Raw genomic sequence first — 15,075 nt, forward strand, 5'->3', positions numbered from 1 at the left:
GCAACCGTCTATGGCTAAAACAGCGGCAACATTATCGATAATCGCAAAACAGGACAGCTAGCATGAACACCACCGCCACCAGCGAGAAGATCGGCTTTGTCGGCCTTGGCCTGATGGGTCACGGCATCGCCAAGAACATCGTTGACAAGGGGTATTCCCTGACCTTCCTCGGCCGGAAAAACCGCAAGCCGGCGGAGGATCTTCTCGGCCGAGGCGCCCACGAGGCATCGACCTCCCGCGACGTGGCGGCGGCGTCCGATATCGTCTTCATCTGCGTCACCGGCTCGCGGGAGGTGGAGGCCATTATTCGCGGTCCCGGCGGCCTCAAGGAGGGGTTGAAGAAGGGGTCGGTCGTCGTCGACTGCTCCACCTCAGATCCGGTCTCGACGGTTGCACTTGCCGCAGAACTCAACGCGCTTGGGGTCGACTATGTCGACGCGCCGCTCAGCCGCACCCCGAAGGAAGCCTGGGAAGGCACGCTCGACGCCATGGTCGGCGCGCCCGACGCCGTCTTCGCCAGGGTCAAGCCGGTGATCGACACCTGGGCCGGCCGCATCGTTCATATCGGCGACACCGGCGACGGCCACCGCATGAAGCTGCTCAACAATTTCATCTCGCTGGGTTATGCCGCGATCTATTCCGAGGCATTGGCCCTGGCCGAGAAGGTCGGCATCTCGCCGCCGCGTTTCGACAGCGTCATCCGCAACGGCCGCATGGATTGCGGCTTCTACCAGACGTTCATGCGCTGGACGCTGGAAGGCGACCGCGACGCCCACAAATTCACCATCGCCAACGCTTTCAAGGACCTGACCTATCTGGAATCGATGGCCGGTGCGGCCGGCATCGCCAACCCGCTCGGTAACGCCACCAAGAACTCCTTCGCCGGCGCCCACGCAACCGGTCCGGCCGAGCAGTTCGTGCCGATGCTGGCCACGCACATCGCCAAAGTGAATGGCGTCGACCTGATGCCGATGAAGGACGGAAAGAAGCAGACGATCTGAGACCCGGACCGCCGGCGGGCCTTACCGCCGGCCCCTTCCGATCCCCTCATCGGTGTCGGCAAGCAGCTTGTGCACGGCGTTGCGCGCCGCCGCGGGCCGCTGCAGGCGGATGCTCTTCTCGATCGCCTCGTGCAGTTTCTGCGCCCGCCGCTGATCGCCGACTTGGCGCGTGGTGAAGACGAAGAGATGGTCGAGCGCCGATTCGATCAGCACGCCGAGCGGCACCAGAAGGTCGTTGCCCGAGGCCCGCAGGATGGCGAGATGAAAGCGCGTGTCGGCGCGAATGCGCTCGGGCAGGTTGGCCGCCTCGCCCATTTCGCGGCAAGCCAGGCTGATCTCGGCCATCTGCTCGTCGCTGCGCCGCATGGCGGCGAAGGCGGACGCCTCCGGTTCGATGATGTGGCGGAACTCCTGAACGGTGCGCAGGAACGCCTCGCGATCCGGCGCGGTCGCGTACCAGGCCAGCACGTCGCGGTCGAGCAGGTTCCACCGCTCCTTCGGCTCGACCCAGCTGCCGATCTTGGGACGCGACGCCAAAAGGCTCTTGGCCATCAGCATCTTGATTGCCTCGCGCACCGCCGAACGGCTGACATTGAAGGTCTCGGCCCATTTGGCCTCATTGGGCAGGATGCTGCCAGGCGGGTAGTCGCCGCGCACGATCCTGAGGCCAATCTCGCTGGCGAGCGAGGCATGGACGCTGGACCCGGGAAAATGCACCGCATCCGCCCTGCGCAAGGCTGCCGGGTCGCGACCGGCTTGCGCCTTGGCCCGGCCGGCTTTTCTCTTTGCCTTCTCGTCCGGCATCCACGTTCCAATAGGTCGGCCGCCCGTCACCCGGATTGATCTGAACCCGCGCGGCACACCGATCCGTTGCCGAAAATCCAAACCACGGACGCGTCAAAGCCGGAGCCTGCTGCCCCAACCAAGACGTCCTGTTGAAGAATTGGAGGAAACGGGGCGCCCGTTGGCGAGCGCCCCGAATCTCGGCTCATTTCTGGATGCAGGTGTCGACCGTGTCCTTGGTGCATTCGTCGAGACCGGTGAACACCGGATCGTCGACCTTCTTGCCTTCGACCAGGTCGATCATCACCGATGGCGCCTTGTAGCCCATTTCGAAGGGCCGCTGGCCGACCAGCGCGGTGACAAGGCCGTCCCTGGCGATCGCCACCTCGTCGCCGATCGTGTCGGCGGCGCCGATGACGAAGTCGTTCTTTGCCAGCCGGTCCTTCAGCGGTCCGACTAGGTCGCGATAGGGCTGCGGCGCGCCGAACAGCGGCCAGCCGCCCATGATGCCGAACGCATCGAGCTTGGGGTTGGCGGCGAGGATGTCGGTCATCGCCTGAACGCCCTTGGCGCCGTCGTCATTGGTGAACACCGGGCAGCCGGCGACTTCCGTCCAGCCGCCTTCGCCGGCAAGTGCCGTGAGGCCTTCCTTGCCTGTCAGCGCGTCGCGCATGCCTTGCGCGCGGCGCAGGATGTTGTCCGCCGCGGGATTGCCCTCGATGGTGCAGATCGTGCCACCATTCGGCTTGGCCTTCTTGATGTACTCGCCGATCTTCTTGCCCATCAGATAGTTGTCGGTGCCGAGATAGGTCTTGCGCAGTGCCGCGTCCTCCTTGGCGAGGTCGGCGTCGACGGTCATTATCGGGATCGACGGATTGGCGCTCTTGATCGTTTGCGCGATCAGCGGCGCGTTGGACGGCGAGATCGCCATCGCCACCGTGTCGGCCTTGCTCAGCATATCCTGCACGATCTGCGCCTCGCCGGCCTCGTCGGAAGTCGATGCCGGGCCGGTGTAGAAGCATGCATATTCCGAGCTGGCGTTTTCCTTGTTCCACTTCTCGCAACCCTGATGGATGGCTTCGAAGAATGGATTGTCGAGACCTTTCACCACGATGACGAGCTGCTTCTTGGCCAAAGCCGGCCCGGCGCCCAACGCCATGGCGGCGACGGCGGCGAGCAATACTGTTTTCCTCATGTCAGTCCTCCCTTGGAAACAGACGGACACGGCGTGCCCGCCACACAAACCAGCCCGGATGCCAGATGACTGAGACGCGTGCGCTCATTCAATCCGGCTAGGCCGATAAGTATTTTCAGATGCGACCAGCTCAGCGATGACGCCGGCAGATCGCCAAAACCCTTCTGCCGGTAGCGCGCCGATGGCGTCGTCAAAGCCGGCATGTCTTCCTCCGAGGCTCAACTAATAACGGCTTGCCGCCAACGTCAATGCTATTTGTCCTACAAAACGGATTTTTCAAAAACAGCACGGCACTATTCGTCTGACAATTGCCTGTTCGACAATTGACGCCCGCGACGCCATTCGCGTAAATGACCGCATCGCTGTCCCCGGGAGGAGCTGGGGAAAGCCAAGGGAAGCTGTCGCCTGTCCGTGGACGGATGGGCCAGACATGGGAGGCAAAGACTGGTGGCGGTTCTCGAACTCACCAACATCTCGAAGCATTTTGGCGCCATCCAGGCTGTCAACGACGTGTCGCTGTCGATCGAACCGGGCCAGGTTGTCGGCCTGATGGGCGACAATGGCGCCGGCAAGTCGACGCTGGTCAAGATGATAGCCGGCAACTTCCGGCCGAGCCACGGCACGATGCGGATGGAGGACAAGGAACTGATCCTGCACAAGCCGGTCGAGGCGCGCCAGCACGGCATCGAGATCGTCCACCAGGACCTGGCGCTCTGCAACAATCTGACGGCGGCGGCCAATGTCTATCTCGGGCGCGAATTGCGCCGTGGCGTCGGCCCGTTCCGCATCCTCGACTATGCCGCCATGTACAAGCGCGCCGGTCAGATCTTCGCCGAGTTGAAATCCGAGACCCGCCCGCGCGACCTCGTCAAGCAGATGTCGGGCGGCCAGCGCCAGGCGGTGGCGATCGCCCGCACCATGCTGTCGCAGGCCAAGATCGTGCTGATGGACGAGCCGACGGCGGCAATCTCGGTGCGGCAGGTGGCCGAAGTGCTGAACCTCATCCGTCATCTGCGCGACCAGGGCATCGCGGTGGTGCTGATCAGCCACCGCATGCCCGACGTCTTCGACGTCGCCGACCGCGTCATCGTCATGCGGCGCGGCAGGAAGGTCGCCGACAAGGCGATCGCGTTGAGTTCGCCCGAGGAAGTCACCGGGCTGATCACCGGCGCCATCGAGCAGGTGGCATGACAATGGCGAACCCGGATTTCACCGCGCATCGGCAGCGCAGGAAAGGTCTATAATGGCAGTCACCCTTGACCAGACAATCGCGCAGAAGCAGCACAGCTTCCTGTCGCGCCTGTTCTCCAGCCAGACTTTCTGGGTGGTGATCGCCGTCATCCTGGCCTGTATTTTCCTGTCCTTCGCCACCGACGCCTTCGCCACCTCGAAGAACCTCTACAACATCACCCGCAACATCACCTTCGTCGCCATCGTCGCGCTCGGCATGACCTTCGTCATCATCACCGGCGGCATCGACCTGTCGGTCGGCTCGGTGCTGTGCCTGTGCTCGATGGTGCTGGCCGTCACCATGCATGCCGGCTATTCGATCGAGATCGGCATTCTGGCCTCGATCGTCACCGCGCTCGTCATCGGTGCCTTCAACGGCATTTTTATCGCCTACCTGGGCTTTCCGCCCTTCGTGGTGACGCTCGGCATGCTGTCGATCGCCCGCAGCCTTGCCATGGTCGCCTCCAACAACACCGTCGTCTTCCAGTTCGGGCCGGACCACGACAAGCTTCTGGCACTCGGCGGCGGCGCCTGGGTGTTCGGCATCGCCAATCCGGTGCTCTACATGATCCTGCTGGCGCTGATCACCGGTTTCATCCTGCGCTGGACGAAGTTCGGCCGCCATATCTTTGCCATTGGCGGCAACGAGCACGCGGCGACGCTGACCGGCGTGCCGGTGCGCCAGATCAAGGTCGCCGTCTACATGATCTCGGCGCTGTCGGCCGGCATTGCCGGCATCATCGAGACCGGCTGGCTCGGCGCCGTCACCACCAATCTCGGCAACGGCATGGAACTGCAAGTGATCGCCGCCACCGTCATCGGCGGCGCCAATCTGGCCGGCGGCGTCGGCACCGCCTTTGGCGCCATTGTCGGTGCTGCCCTCATCGAGGTGATCCGCAACAGCCTTGGCCTGCTTGGCATCAACGCCTTCTGGCAAGGCACCTTCATCGGCGGCGCCATCCTGCTGGCGGTTTTGTTCGACCGCATCCGCAATTTTAGGCGCAGCGAATGAGCGCGCGTCGTCGGAGCACTATGCGTTCTGGTTGCTATCGCTCAGTCTGAAAATCGGCTGGAGCCGACTCCCATTGGTACAGGCCAACAGCCGATGCCTTGACGGATACCGAAAACCGGCCGCACAATCCCCCCGCAGGCGAAGGGAGGCCAGTCGCTTGCGGGAGGATATACCCATGACGGAAGCGATCAGGCTCTACTGGGGCCGGTTCGGACATGTTTCTGTCCTGAATGTCGCGAGCGACTTCGTCACCCATGCCCATGTCGAGGCCCATCTGATCATCTGGCTCGAAGGCACCGCCGGCGAGATGACAATCGGCCGCGAGACGGTCCGCCTCGGCCCGGGCACCGCCGCCGGCATCAACTCGCTGCAGCCGCATAGCCACGTCCTGTCCCAGGATGGCAGGCCGGGCCTGTTCCTGGCCTTCTACATCGACCCGGACTGGGCGCGCCGGCGCCGCGACCTGCCGTCCGGCGCGCCGCTGTTCTCGCAGGCGGCGATCGCGCTCGAACCGTGGCTGCACCAGGCCGCCGCCAGCCTGCTCGATCATCTCACCGACAATGAAAGCGTCGACGATGTCGCCAATTACGAGATCGAGCGCTTCATCGACTCGGTGCTCGATGCCGCCGACGCTTCGGCACCGCAGGAGGCGCGCGGCCGCATAAACACGATGCAGGATTTCCGCGTCCGCAAGGCGATCCAGCTGATGAAGGCCAATGTCTGCGAGCGCATCTCGTTCGACGACGTCGCCCGCGCCGTTGGCCTGTCCAGGCCGCATTTCTTCGCCTTGTTCAAGGAACAGACCAATCTGACGCCCAACGTCTACTGGAACACGCTGCGCATGGAGGAAGCGGTGCGGCAGCTGCAATGGTCGCGGGAGCCGCTGATCTCTGTCGCCTGCAATCTCGGCTTCACCACGCAAGGCAATTTCTCGCGCTTCTTCCGCGATCATGTCGGCGTGCCGCCGACGCTCTACCGCGAGGCCGCGCGGGCGACGGCCTGAACCGGCAGCCATCTGTTTTTCAGACTGGTTGATACACGCTCAAGACGCATTGATAAGCGCTGCCCGCTCTGGCGCCCTACCCTTGCCGCAACGATCATTCGGAAGGGAACATTTTATGGCGAAAGTCACCATGTCCAGCGTCATCGACGCGCCGGTCGAAAAGGTCTGGGCGCGCATACGCGACTTCAACGGCCTGCCGGGCTGGCATCCGCGCATGGTCGAAAGCCATATCGAGGACGGCGAGGATTCCACCACGATTGGCTGCGTGCGCAACTTTCAGCTCGCCAGCGGTGCACGGCTGCGCGAAAAACTGCTCGACTTTTCCGATGACAATTTCCTGGTCAGCTATTCCATCCTGGAAACGCCGCAGCCGCTCACCAACCATAAGGCGACGCTGCAGCTCAGGCGCGTCACCGACGGCGACCGCACCTATGCCGAATGGACCGCCAGCTTCGACGCGGCCCCGGAGGAAGCCGACAAGCTGGCCGAGGGCATGGGAACCAATGTTTTTCAAGGCGGCTTCAATGCATTGAAGAGCCATTTCGCCGGCCAGAGCTGAAGGAGCGGGCCATGGCGCTGGCGTTGCAGACATTCTCGACGGTGAAGGACGCGGATGCCGCCCTGAAGTCCGCCGGCACGCGCTATCTCGGCGGGGGTACACTCGTCGTCCGCGCGGCCAATGAAGGCGATGTCTCGGTCTCCGGCCTTGTCAGGTCGACCGACCCGGCGCTGTCGGCCATCGCGGTCAGCGGCGGCAAGGTCCGCATCGGCGCCTCGGTGACCATGGCGGAGATCGGCCGCCATCCGGAACTCGGTACCCTTGCCAAGGCCGCCCGCGCTGTCGGCGGCCCGGCGATCCGCAATATGGCGACCGTCGGCGGCAATCTGTTCGCGCCGGCGCCCTATGGTGATTTCGCCGTCACCCTGCTGGCGCTCGATGCAACGGTCGGCACCGATGACGGCGAAACGCCCATCGAGACCTTCCTGGCCGGACGGGACGATAGTCGCACCATCGTCACGTCGGTCAGTTTCACCAAGGCCGACAGCTTCCGCTTCCTCAAAGTGTCGCGGGTCAAGCCCAAGGGAGTCGCGGTGCTCAGCATCGCCGTCGTTCTGGAACAGGCTGGAGACGGGACCGTATCCTCGGCGCGGATCGCGCTCGGCTGCATGGCCGATCGGCCGATGCGTGCCAAGGCAGCGGAAAAGGCGCTGCTCGGCAGGACGCTCGATCCGGACGGCATCGCGGCAGCGCTGGCCGCCGCCACCAAAGGCACCGCGCCCATCACCGATCCCATCGCCAGCGCCTGGTATCGCGCTGAAGTCCTGCCGGTCCATCTCGGCAGGCTGTTGCTCAGCTAATCACAGGTGGGGGGCGCGCGCTTGCCCTGCGGGGCAGGCGCGCAAGGAGGAAGAATGGCAAAGGTTCCGGTTCAATTCACGCTCAACGGGTCTGAAAAGGCCGAATTCATCGACAGCGCCACGACGTTGCTCAATGCCTTGCGCGACAAGATCGGCGACACCTCGCCGAAGGGCGGCTGCCACCAGGGCACGTGCGGCGCCTGCTCCGTTATTATCGACGGCGAGTTGAGGCTCTCCTGCCTGACGCTGGCCGAGACCTGCAACGGTGCAACGATAATCACCACGTCGGGCCTTGCCGTAGGCGGCGTGCTGCACCCGCTGCAACGGGCTTTTCTCGACACATTCGCCACCCAATGCGGCTTCTGCACGCCGGGCATGATCATGGCGGCCAAGGTGCTGCTCGACCACACCCCCAATCCCAGCCGCGAGGACGTCGTCGAGGCACTGTCTGGGAACATCTGCCGTTGCACCGGCTACGAGCCGATCATCCAGGCGGTGCTCGCCGCCGCCCGCGCCAATTCGCAGAACGCGGCTTGAGGGACCAAAGAATGGAACTGCGCAAGAGCTACTTCGCCGATGTCCGCAAGGACGATCTGCACGAGATCGGCCAGGCCCGGCCACGCTCGGATTCGCCCGGCCACGTCACCGGCAAGACCGCCTATTTCGCCGACCGTAATTTCCCCGGCATGCTGCACCTCAAGATGGTGCGCAGCCCGCACCACCATGCCCGCATCCGCTCGATCGACACCTCCGAGGCCGAAAAGCACCCGGGCGTTATCAGGGTGCTGACGGCCAAGGACGTACCGCACAATGTCTACACCATCCTGATCCTGATCCAGGTCGGACCGGAGGACGAGACGGTGCTGGCCGACGGCAAGGTGCGCTGGAAGGGCGAGGCCGTGGTGGCGGTGCTGGCCGAAACCGAGCGTGCCGCCCAGGAAGCGGCCGCCAAGGTCAAGGTCGACTATGAGGTGCTGCCCGCCGTCTTCGACATGGAGAAAGCACTGAAGCCCGGCGCGCCCATCGTCAACGAATATCACGGCCAGAACTATTACCTCTATGACAGCGGCGAGTGCCGCAAGGTGCGCTTCGGCGATGTCGAGGCGGGCTTTGCTCAAGCCGATCACGTGCTGGAGCAAAGCTATCAGTCCTCGCCCATCGAGCACGCGCCGACCGAGACCACCGGCTGCGTGGTGGCGCCCGAGGGCAATGACCGCTTCACCTGCTACACCAACACGCAGGCGATGTTCTTCACCCTCGACAACACATCGATCATCCTGCGGATGCCGGGCAGCAAGCTGCATTTCGTCGGCGGCACGGTCGGCGGCGGTTTCGGCGGCAAGGTCGATGTCATCGTCGAGCCGATCGCCATCCTCGGCGCAAAATTAACCGGGCGACCGGTCTGTTTTATCTATAGCCGCGAGGAGGAGATGCAGATTTCATCGCCCCGCGCGGCCGAAAAAGTCGTCATCAAGGACGGCGTCATGAAGGACGGCCGCATCGTCGCCAGAAAAGTCACAGGCTACACCGATGCCGGCGCCTACTCCCGCCACTCGCCCTATGGCGCGCAGAAGGGGGCGGGCCATTATCCCGGTCCCTACACCATCCCGAATGTCTGGATCGACACCTACTGTGTCTACACCAACCGCACGCCGTCGTCCGCGATGCGCGGCTTCGGCGTCACCATCGGCGACTTCGCGCTGGAGGTGCAGATGGACAAGCTGGCCCGGCTGATCGGCATGGACCCGCTCGAATTCCGTTTCATCAACGCCTATCGCGACGGCGACATGAAGGCCCATCGCCAGCCGACGGAGGGCGCGGCACTGATCGAATGCATGCAGGAAGCCTCGCGCGCCGCCAATTGGCCGGTGGCGGAGAAATTCATGGCGATGTCCTCCTACAAAAACGGAGCTTGAGATGGCGATCAGGCGCGGACGCGGCGTCGCCGCGATCAACTATCCCACGGGCATGAACCTCGGCGGCGACCCGACCCAGGCGCTGGTGCATTCGACCCCGACCGGCAATTTCATGGTGACGCTGTCGTCGGTCGATCTCGGCCAGGGCATGAAGCAGATCATGGCGCAGATCTGCGCAGAGACGATCGGCGTGCCGACCGACCGCGTCGTTGTCGACACCGCCGACACCGATACCGGCCCGCATTGCATGGGCACCTTCGCTTCGCGCGGCACCCACCGTGCTGGCAACGCCGTCATCCAGGCCGCCAGGGAAGCGCGCCAGGTGATGCTTGAAGTGGCGGCCGAAGAGCTGGAGGTGAACGCCTCGGACCTCGAAACCGACGGCCAGGGCAACATACTGGTCAAGGGCGCGCCGCAGAAATCCATCTCGATCTTCGATGTCGCGCTGTCGGCGCATTTCAAGCGCGGCCGCTCGATCTCCGGCCGCGGCATGTTTTTGATCCCGCGCTCCTATCCGGAGAAGGAAACCGGCGCGATGAAGCCCTCGACCTGTTATGCGCACGCCTGCACGGTGGCGGAAGTCGAGGTCGACGACGAGACCGGCGAAGTCACCGTGCTGACAGTGAAGAACGTCTTCGAGATCGGCCGCGCGCTGAACCCGAAAATGGTCGAGCAGCAGCTGGTCGGCGGCTCCTGGATGGGCATCAGCCACGCGCTCTACGAAACGACCGAGCCCTATTATCCCAACCGCGACCATGGCGGCACCGACTTCAACCAGTATCTGATGCCTGGCCCCGGCGACCTCGCCGAGACCGAGATCATCGTGCTGGAGCGGCCTTCGGCCGACGGACCATATGGCGCCAAGGGTCCGGGCGAGATGTGCGCCAACCCGCAAATACCGGCGGTTGCCAATGCCGTCTTCGACGCCGTCGGCGTGCGCATCGACACGCTGCCGATCACGCCCGAGCGCATTTTGCGCGCGCTGAAAGCGCAAGCGAACTGAGTGCCAGAAATGTCCGAGGTGAACACCGAGACTGTCGCGACCTCGCCGGAGGCGGTGGCACAGCATCTTGCCGCCTCGCGCTATCTGGCCGACGACAGCCTCGCCACCGCCATCTTTCTTGCCATCCGGCTCGGCAAGCCGCTGCTGCTCGAAGGCGCGCCGGGCGTCGGCAAGACGGAAGCGGCCAAGGCGATCGCCGAGCTGCTCGGCCGCGATCTGGTGCGTCTGCAATGTTACGAAGGGATCGACGCCGCGCACGCGCTCTACGAGTGGAATTATCAGCGCCAACTGCTCGCCATTCGCCATGCCGGCGAGCACGAGATCGACATCTATGACGACCGTTTCCTCATTGCCCGGCCGCTGCTGCAGGTGTTGAAGGCGCCGCAGCAGCGCGTGCTTTTGGTCGATGAGATCGACCGCTCGGACCATGAATTCGAGGCGCTGCTGCTGGAATTCCTGTCCGACTTCCAGATCAGCATTCCCGAGCGCGGCACCATCCGCGCCGAGGCACAGCCAATCGTCATCCTGACCTCGAACCGCACACGCGAACTTGCAGAGGCGCTGCGTCGCCGCTGCGTCTATCACTGGATCCGCTATCCCGACGCCGAACAGGAGGCCGCCATCATCATGCTGCGCGCCGGCAATGTCGCGCAGGCCACCGCACGCGCCGTGGCGACAGCGGTGCAGACCATCCGAGCTCGCCCGCTGGCCAAGCCGCCCGGCATCGCCGAGGCGGTCGAATGGGCGAACGCGGCCACCATTCTTGAAAAAGGCGGCAGCCCGTGGCCAGAAGCCTTCCGCCGCGCCATCGGCGTGCTGATCAAGGACGAGGAAGACCTCTCCTACATCGCGCCTGAGCTTGGCAGCATCGTCGAGGAGGCGCTGGCGTGAGATCCCACCGGCGCAATCCGCAACGCTGGCGGGACAGTGCCCCCCTCTGTCCTGCCGGACATCTCCCCCTCAAGGGGGGAGATCGGCTGTCATCCCGGCTTTCGCTAATCCCCGAGATCGCAGAACCAGGCGAAGCATCGAAGCTGCCAATCTCCCCCCTTGAGGGGGAGATGTCCGGCAGGACAGAGGAGGGCGCCACGCAATGATGCGGGAAACAAGCTTGCCCCGCGCCTCCACACCCTTCCTCGCCTTCGCCCGGCTGCTGCGTCGCTACGGTTTCGCCATCGCCCCCGAACAAGTCTCCGGCTTCATGCAGGCGGTGACATTGCTTGGACCACGTTCGATGGCGGATATCCGCGAAGCAGCACTGGCCACCCTGGCGCCGCCACCTGACCGTCGCGACGAATTCGAGGCGCATTTCCAGAGCCATTTTTATGGCGACACATCAGCCGTGGTGGAAGGCGACGACGACGAGGAAACCCGCATCAAGGATGATGGCGGCCCCGACGACGAGCGGATCGAGGCCGAGCAGCGACAGGAAGGCGGTGAGCTTTCCTCGGCGTTGGAGCAGTTGAGCAGCCGCGACTTCCAGCGCGACGGCGACAGCCTGACCGTCTTTCGCCGCCGACTGTCGAGCGCCTTGCCCGCGCGCCGCTCCTTCCGCACGGTGCGCACCCATTCGCGCGGCAAGCTCGACCTGCGCCGCTCGCTCAGGGAAATCGTCAGCGCCGATGGCGATATCCCCTCGCCGCTGCTGCGCCGCCGCCAGACAGTGCCGCGCAAGCTACTGATCCTGATCGACGTATCGGGCTCGATGAAGCTGCATACGTCGGATTATTTGAAGCTCGCGCATGCCGCCGTGCAGGGCACGGATCGGGCGGAAATCTTCACTTTCGGCACGCGTCTGACCCGCATCACCACGGCGTTGCGCATCCGCGATCGCGAGCAGGCGCTGGCGCGCGCGGCCGCCCAGGTCGACGACTGGGACGGCGGAACCCGCATGGGACCGACGCTGCTCGCTTTTCTATCGGTGCCACGCTTCTCCTCTTTTGCGCATGGTGCGGCCATCGTCATCCTGTCCGACGCGCTGGAGCGCGGCGACCATGCCGAATTGGAGACGGCCATCCGCCGGCTGAGCGCCCGCGCCTTCCGGCTGTCGCTGGCAACACCTCTGGCCGGCGACCCGCGCTTCCAGCCGGCAACGGCGGCACTCCGCGCCATCCTGCCAGTGCTCGACGATCTGGTGGACGGCTCGTCGGTGAACAGCCTCACCGATTTCATTCTGTCGCTTGCCCGCCCCGCCCCGGCGGCCGAGACCATCTGGAAAAGGGTATCGTGATGCAGAAAGCCATCGACGCGCATTTCCACATCTGGCGCCAGCAGGACCAGCCCTGGCTGGTCGGACCGATGGTGCCGCGCATCTTCGGCCCCTACGAGCCAATCCGCCGCGACTACCCGATCGAGGAGTTTCTCGCCGACCAGCAGGGTTCGGGTGTCGAGAAGGCCGTCTATGTCCAGACCAACTGGGCCAAGGAGGATTTCGAAAAGGAAGTCGCCTTCCTGCAGAAAACGGCTGACGAGACCGGCTGGCCGCACGCCATCGTCGGCTACACCGACATGACGGTCGACGATGTCAGGCCCCAGATCGACCGGCTGAAAAAATATTCACTGCTGCGCGGCGTGCGCATGCAACTGCATTGGCACGAAACGCCCGCCTTCCGCTTCGCCACTGGCCCCGATCAGGTGATCGATCCGAAGGTGCGAGCCAATGTGGCGCGGCTGAAGGATTACGGCCTGTCCTTCGACTTGCAGCTCTTTCCTGCCCAGATGAAGGACGGACTGACGCTGGTCGGCGAGAACCCGCAAACCAATTTCATTCTCACCCATGCCGGCATGCTGACCGGCATGGACGCGGAAGCCACCGAAGCCTGGAAGGCCGGCCTGCGCACGCTGTCGGCGGCGCCGAACTTCTACGCCAAGCTGTCCGGTCTGGGCACCTTCGTCCACCGCAACGACCCGGCGCTGATCGCCTATATCGTCGACAACGCAATCGAGATATTGGGCGCGGATCGCCTGATGTTCGGCTCGAACTTCCCGATCGAGAAACTCTGGACCAGCCACGCCGAACTGATCAGGGCGCATCGCGATGCCGTGGCAAAGCATGGTGCGGCCGCCGAGGCGGATATTTTCTGGAGTACCGCGGAGCGAATATACAGGCCGGCCTAGGTGCGCGCGCACTTCCCTTCTCCCCTTGTGGGAGAAGGTGGATCGGCGCGCAGCGCCGAGACGGTTGAGGGGTGTTCCAGCGGAGTGAGACGTGGGGCATTCCCTGGAACACCCCTCATCCGACCTCGCTTTGCGAGGCCACCTTCTCCCACAAGGGGAGAAGGCAAGACCCGCCGTGCTTCCTTACTGCGTCGGCAGCATGCCTTCGACATCACTTGCCGCGTCAGTGAGCGCTTCCTTCGGGGTCGCCGACTGGTCGACGATCCGCGACAGGTTGTCGACGATGGTCTGCGTCACCTTCACACCGTTGGTGCCCGGGAAAGCATACCACGGAATCATCCGCGGCATCTGGCTGAGCCCGGCCTGGAAGAGCGGATTCTGCTTGTAGAAATCGCCGAGATATTCCGGCGATTTCGCCGCGAGTTCATTGTTGGGGACATAGCCCGTGCCCGGCACGACGACCGATGCGCCGTAGGGACCAGCGGCGAATTTCGCGAACTTCCAGGCGGCGTCCTGCTTTGCCGCATCCTTGGTCAGGATGACCACGGCGTTGCCGCCGGTCGGAAGATGGCCGTTGATTGGATCGATTAGCGGGATCTTGGCCGTGCGCAGCGTGAACTTGTCGCCGACATTCTTGATGGTGTTGACCAGGGCGCCGGTGGTCTGGAATTCGAAGCCGACCTTGCCGGCCGCGAAGGCCTGCTCGCCAGCCGGCTTGGTGAAGACCGGCATGCCGCCCTCCTTCACCATCCGCTGCAGGATTTCCATTGCCTTCTCGCCCTCCGGCCCGTTGAAGGCGACCTTGCTTTCGTCCTCGTTCAGCATCTTGCCGCCGGCGCCGAACAGCAGCGCCGAAAACATCCAGTCGTCGCCCTGCCAGCGGAAGTCGATGCCGTCGACGCCATTGCCGAGCGCCTTGATCTTGCCGCCGAGCGCGATGACCTCGTCCCAGGTCTTGGGCGGATTGTCCGGATCGCCGCCGGCGGCTTTCACCAGGTCGGCATTGTAATACATGATCGGGTTCGAGGTGGCGAAGGCGAGCCCGACCTGCTTGCCGTTGACCTGCGCCAGCTTCAGGATCGTGTCGGAGAAGCCGAGCTCCGCCATGTTGCCTTCCTTCTTGACCAACGGGCCAAGATCGACGGCAACGTCGCGCTCGTTGAGCATCCGCAGGCGGTTGAGGCCGATGAAGGTGATGTCGGGCATTTCGTCGGTGCCGGCCTGGCGAAGGATGGTCTGGATGCCTTCCTCATAGGTGGCGGACGGGCTGGCGAACTGTATCTTGATGTCAGGATTTTCTTCCATGAACTTCTTCGAGATCGTGTCCATCACGTTCTTGAAGAAGCCAGGCATCGGGTAATGAACCGTCAGCGTCGTGTCGGCATAGGCCGGAAGGGCGAACGCCAGCGAAACCGCCGCCGCTGCGAGAATCCTGGGAAGTTGCTTCATATGCTCG

Annotated in this window: 16 protein-coding genes; 12 read left to right on the forward strand and 4 right to left on the reverse strand. The window is 64.0% G+C overall.

Annotation, left to right across the window (positions count from 1 at the left end; translation table 11 throughout):
* Nucleotides 1–62 precede the first annotated feature (62 nt).
* Nucleotides 63–1,001, forward strand: a complete 939-nt coding sequence (locus O7A61_RS08125) for an NAD(P)-dependent oxidoreductase (protein ID WP_140747654.1) — start codon at nucleotides 63–65, stop codon at nucleotides 999–1,001.
* Between the two features lie 21 nt (nucleotides 1,002–1,022).
* Here O7A61_RS08125 and O7A61_RS08130 read toward each other — a convergent pair whose 3' ends face one another.
* The 3 genes from O7A61_RS08130 to O7A61_RS08140 form a co-directional block, all read right to left on the reverse strand.
* Nucleotides 1,023–1,805 carry a FadR/GntR family transcriptional regulator gene (locus O7A61_RS08130; protein WP_337129281.1) on the reverse strand — a complete coding sequence of 261 codons (783 nt, stop codon included), beginning with the start codon at nucleotides 1,803–1,805 and terminating at the stop codon, nucleotides 1,023–1,025.
* A gap of 184 nt (nucleotides 1,806–1,989) precedes the next feature.
* Nucleotides 1,990–2,979: a sugar-binding protein gene (locus O7A61_RS08135; protein WP_337129282.1), complete on the reverse strand. Its 990-nt coding sequence runs from the start codon at nucleotides 2,977–2,979 to the stop codon at nucleotides 1,990–1,992.
* Complete coding sequence (locus tag O7A61_RS08140; RefSeq protein ID WP_337105053.1) at nucleotides 2,976–3,182, reverse strand: hypothetical protein; 207 nt, start codon at nucleotides 3,180–3,182, stop codon at nucleotides 2,976–2,978. Before O7A61_RS08140 ends, O7A61_RS08135 begins: the two co-directional genes overlap by 4 nt.
* 244 nt (nucleotides 3,183–3,426) lie before the next feature.
* On the opposite strand from O7A61_RS08140, the gene O7A61_RS08145 reads away from it, so the two are divergent.
* The 11 genes from O7A61_RS08145 (at nucleotide 3,427) to O7A61_RS08195 (ending at nucleotide 13,619) form a co-directional block, all read left to right on the forward strand.
* Nucleotides 3,427–4,170 (forward strand): ATP-binding cassette domain-containing protein, encoded by a 744-nt coding sequence (locus tag O7A61_RS08145; RefSeq protein ID WP_337129283.1) that lies wholly within the window; start codon nucleotides 3,427–3,429, stop codon nucleotides 4,168–4,170.
* Nucleotides 4,171–4,222: 52 nt separating this feature from the next.
* Nucleotides 4,223–5,221, forward strand: coding sequence for an ABC transporter permease (locus tag O7A61_RS08150; RefSeq protein ID WP_337129284.1), 999 nt, complete (start codon nucleotides 4,223–4,225; stop codon nucleotides 5,219–5,221).
* A 175-nt stretch (nucleotides 5,222–5,396) separates the two neighbouring features.
* A complete protein-coding gene (locus O7A61_RS08155) occupies nucleotides 5,397–6,224 on the forward strand; it encodes an AraC family transcriptional regulator (RefSeq protein WP_337129285.1) in 828 nt (275 codons plus the stop codon).
* Between the two features lie 115 nt (nucleotides 6,225–6,339).
* Nucleotides 6,340–6,783: an SRPBCC family protein gene (locus O7A61_RS08160; RefSeq protein ID WP_337129286.1), complete on the forward strand. Its 444-nt coding sequence runs from the start codon at nucleotides 6,340–6,342 to the stop codon at nucleotides 6,781–6,783.
* An 11-nt stretch (nucleotides 6,784–6,794) separates the two neighbouring features.
* Nucleotides 6,795–7,583: an FAD binding domain-containing protein gene (locus O7A61_RS08165; RefSeq protein WP_337129287.1), complete on the forward strand. Its 789-nt coding sequence runs from the start codon at nucleotides 6,795–6,797 to the stop codon at nucleotides 7,581–7,583.
* 54 nt (nucleotides 7,584–7,637) lie between these two features.
* Nucleotides 7,638–8,120, forward strand: a complete 483-nt coding sequence (locus O7A61_RS08170) for a (2Fe-2S)-binding protein (RefSeq protein ID WP_337129288.1) — start codon at nucleotides 7,638–7,640, stop codon at nucleotides 8,118–8,120.
* 11 nt (nucleotides 8,121–8,131) lie between these two features.
* Nucleotides 8,132–9,499 (forward strand): xanthine dehydrogenase family protein molybdopterin-binding subunit, encoded by a 1,368-nt coding sequence (locus tag O7A61_RS08175; RefSeq protein ID WP_337129289.1) that lies wholly within the window; start codon nucleotides 8,132–8,134, stop codon nucleotides 9,497–9,499.
* 1 nt (nucleotide 9,500) lies between these two features.
* The gene (locus O7A61_RS08180; RefSeq protein WP_027050994.1) at nucleotides 9,501–10,502 is read left to right on the forward strand and encodes a xanthine dehydrogenase family protein molybdopterin-binding subunit; all 1,002 of its coding nucleotides are present in this window, start codon (nucleotides 9,501–9,503) and stop codon (nucleotides 10,500–10,502) included.
* 9 nt (nucleotides 10,503–10,511) lie between these two features.
* A complete protein-coding gene (locus O7A61_RS08185; protein ID WP_337129290.1) occupies nucleotides 10,512–11,393 on the forward strand; it encodes an AAA family ATPase in 882 nt (293 codons plus the stop codon).
* Between the two features lie 202 nt (nucleotides 11,394–11,595).
* Entirely contained in the window at nucleotides 11,596–12,732 is a 1,137-nt protein-coding gene (locus O7A61_RS08190; protein WP_337129291.1) for a vWA domain-containing protein, read from the forward strand.
* A complete protein-coding gene (locus O7A61_RS08195; RefSeq protein ID WP_337129315.1) occupies nucleotides 12,732–13,619 on the forward strand; it encodes an amidohydrolase family protein in 888 nt (295 codons plus the stop codon). Before O7A61_RS08190 ends, O7A61_RS08195 begins: the two co-directional genes overlap by 1 nt.
* 183 nt (nucleotides 13,620–13,802) lie before the next feature.
* On the opposite strand, the gene O7A61_RS08200 is transcribed toward O7A61_RS08195, so the two are convergent.
* A complete protein-coding gene (locus O7A61_RS08200) occupies nucleotides 13,803–15,068 on the reverse strand; it encodes an ABC transporter substrate-binding protein (RefSeq protein WP_337129292.1) in 1,266 nt (421 codons plus the stop codon).
* Between the last annotated feature and the right edge of the window lie 7 nt (nucleotides 15,069–15,075).

Origin of the sequence: Mesorhizobium sp. Cs1321R2N1 (assembly GCF_037179725.1) — a bacterium.
GTDB lineage: Bacteria > Pseudomonadota > Alphaproteobacteria > Rhizobiales > Rhizobiaceae > Mesorhizobium > Mesorhizobium salmacidum.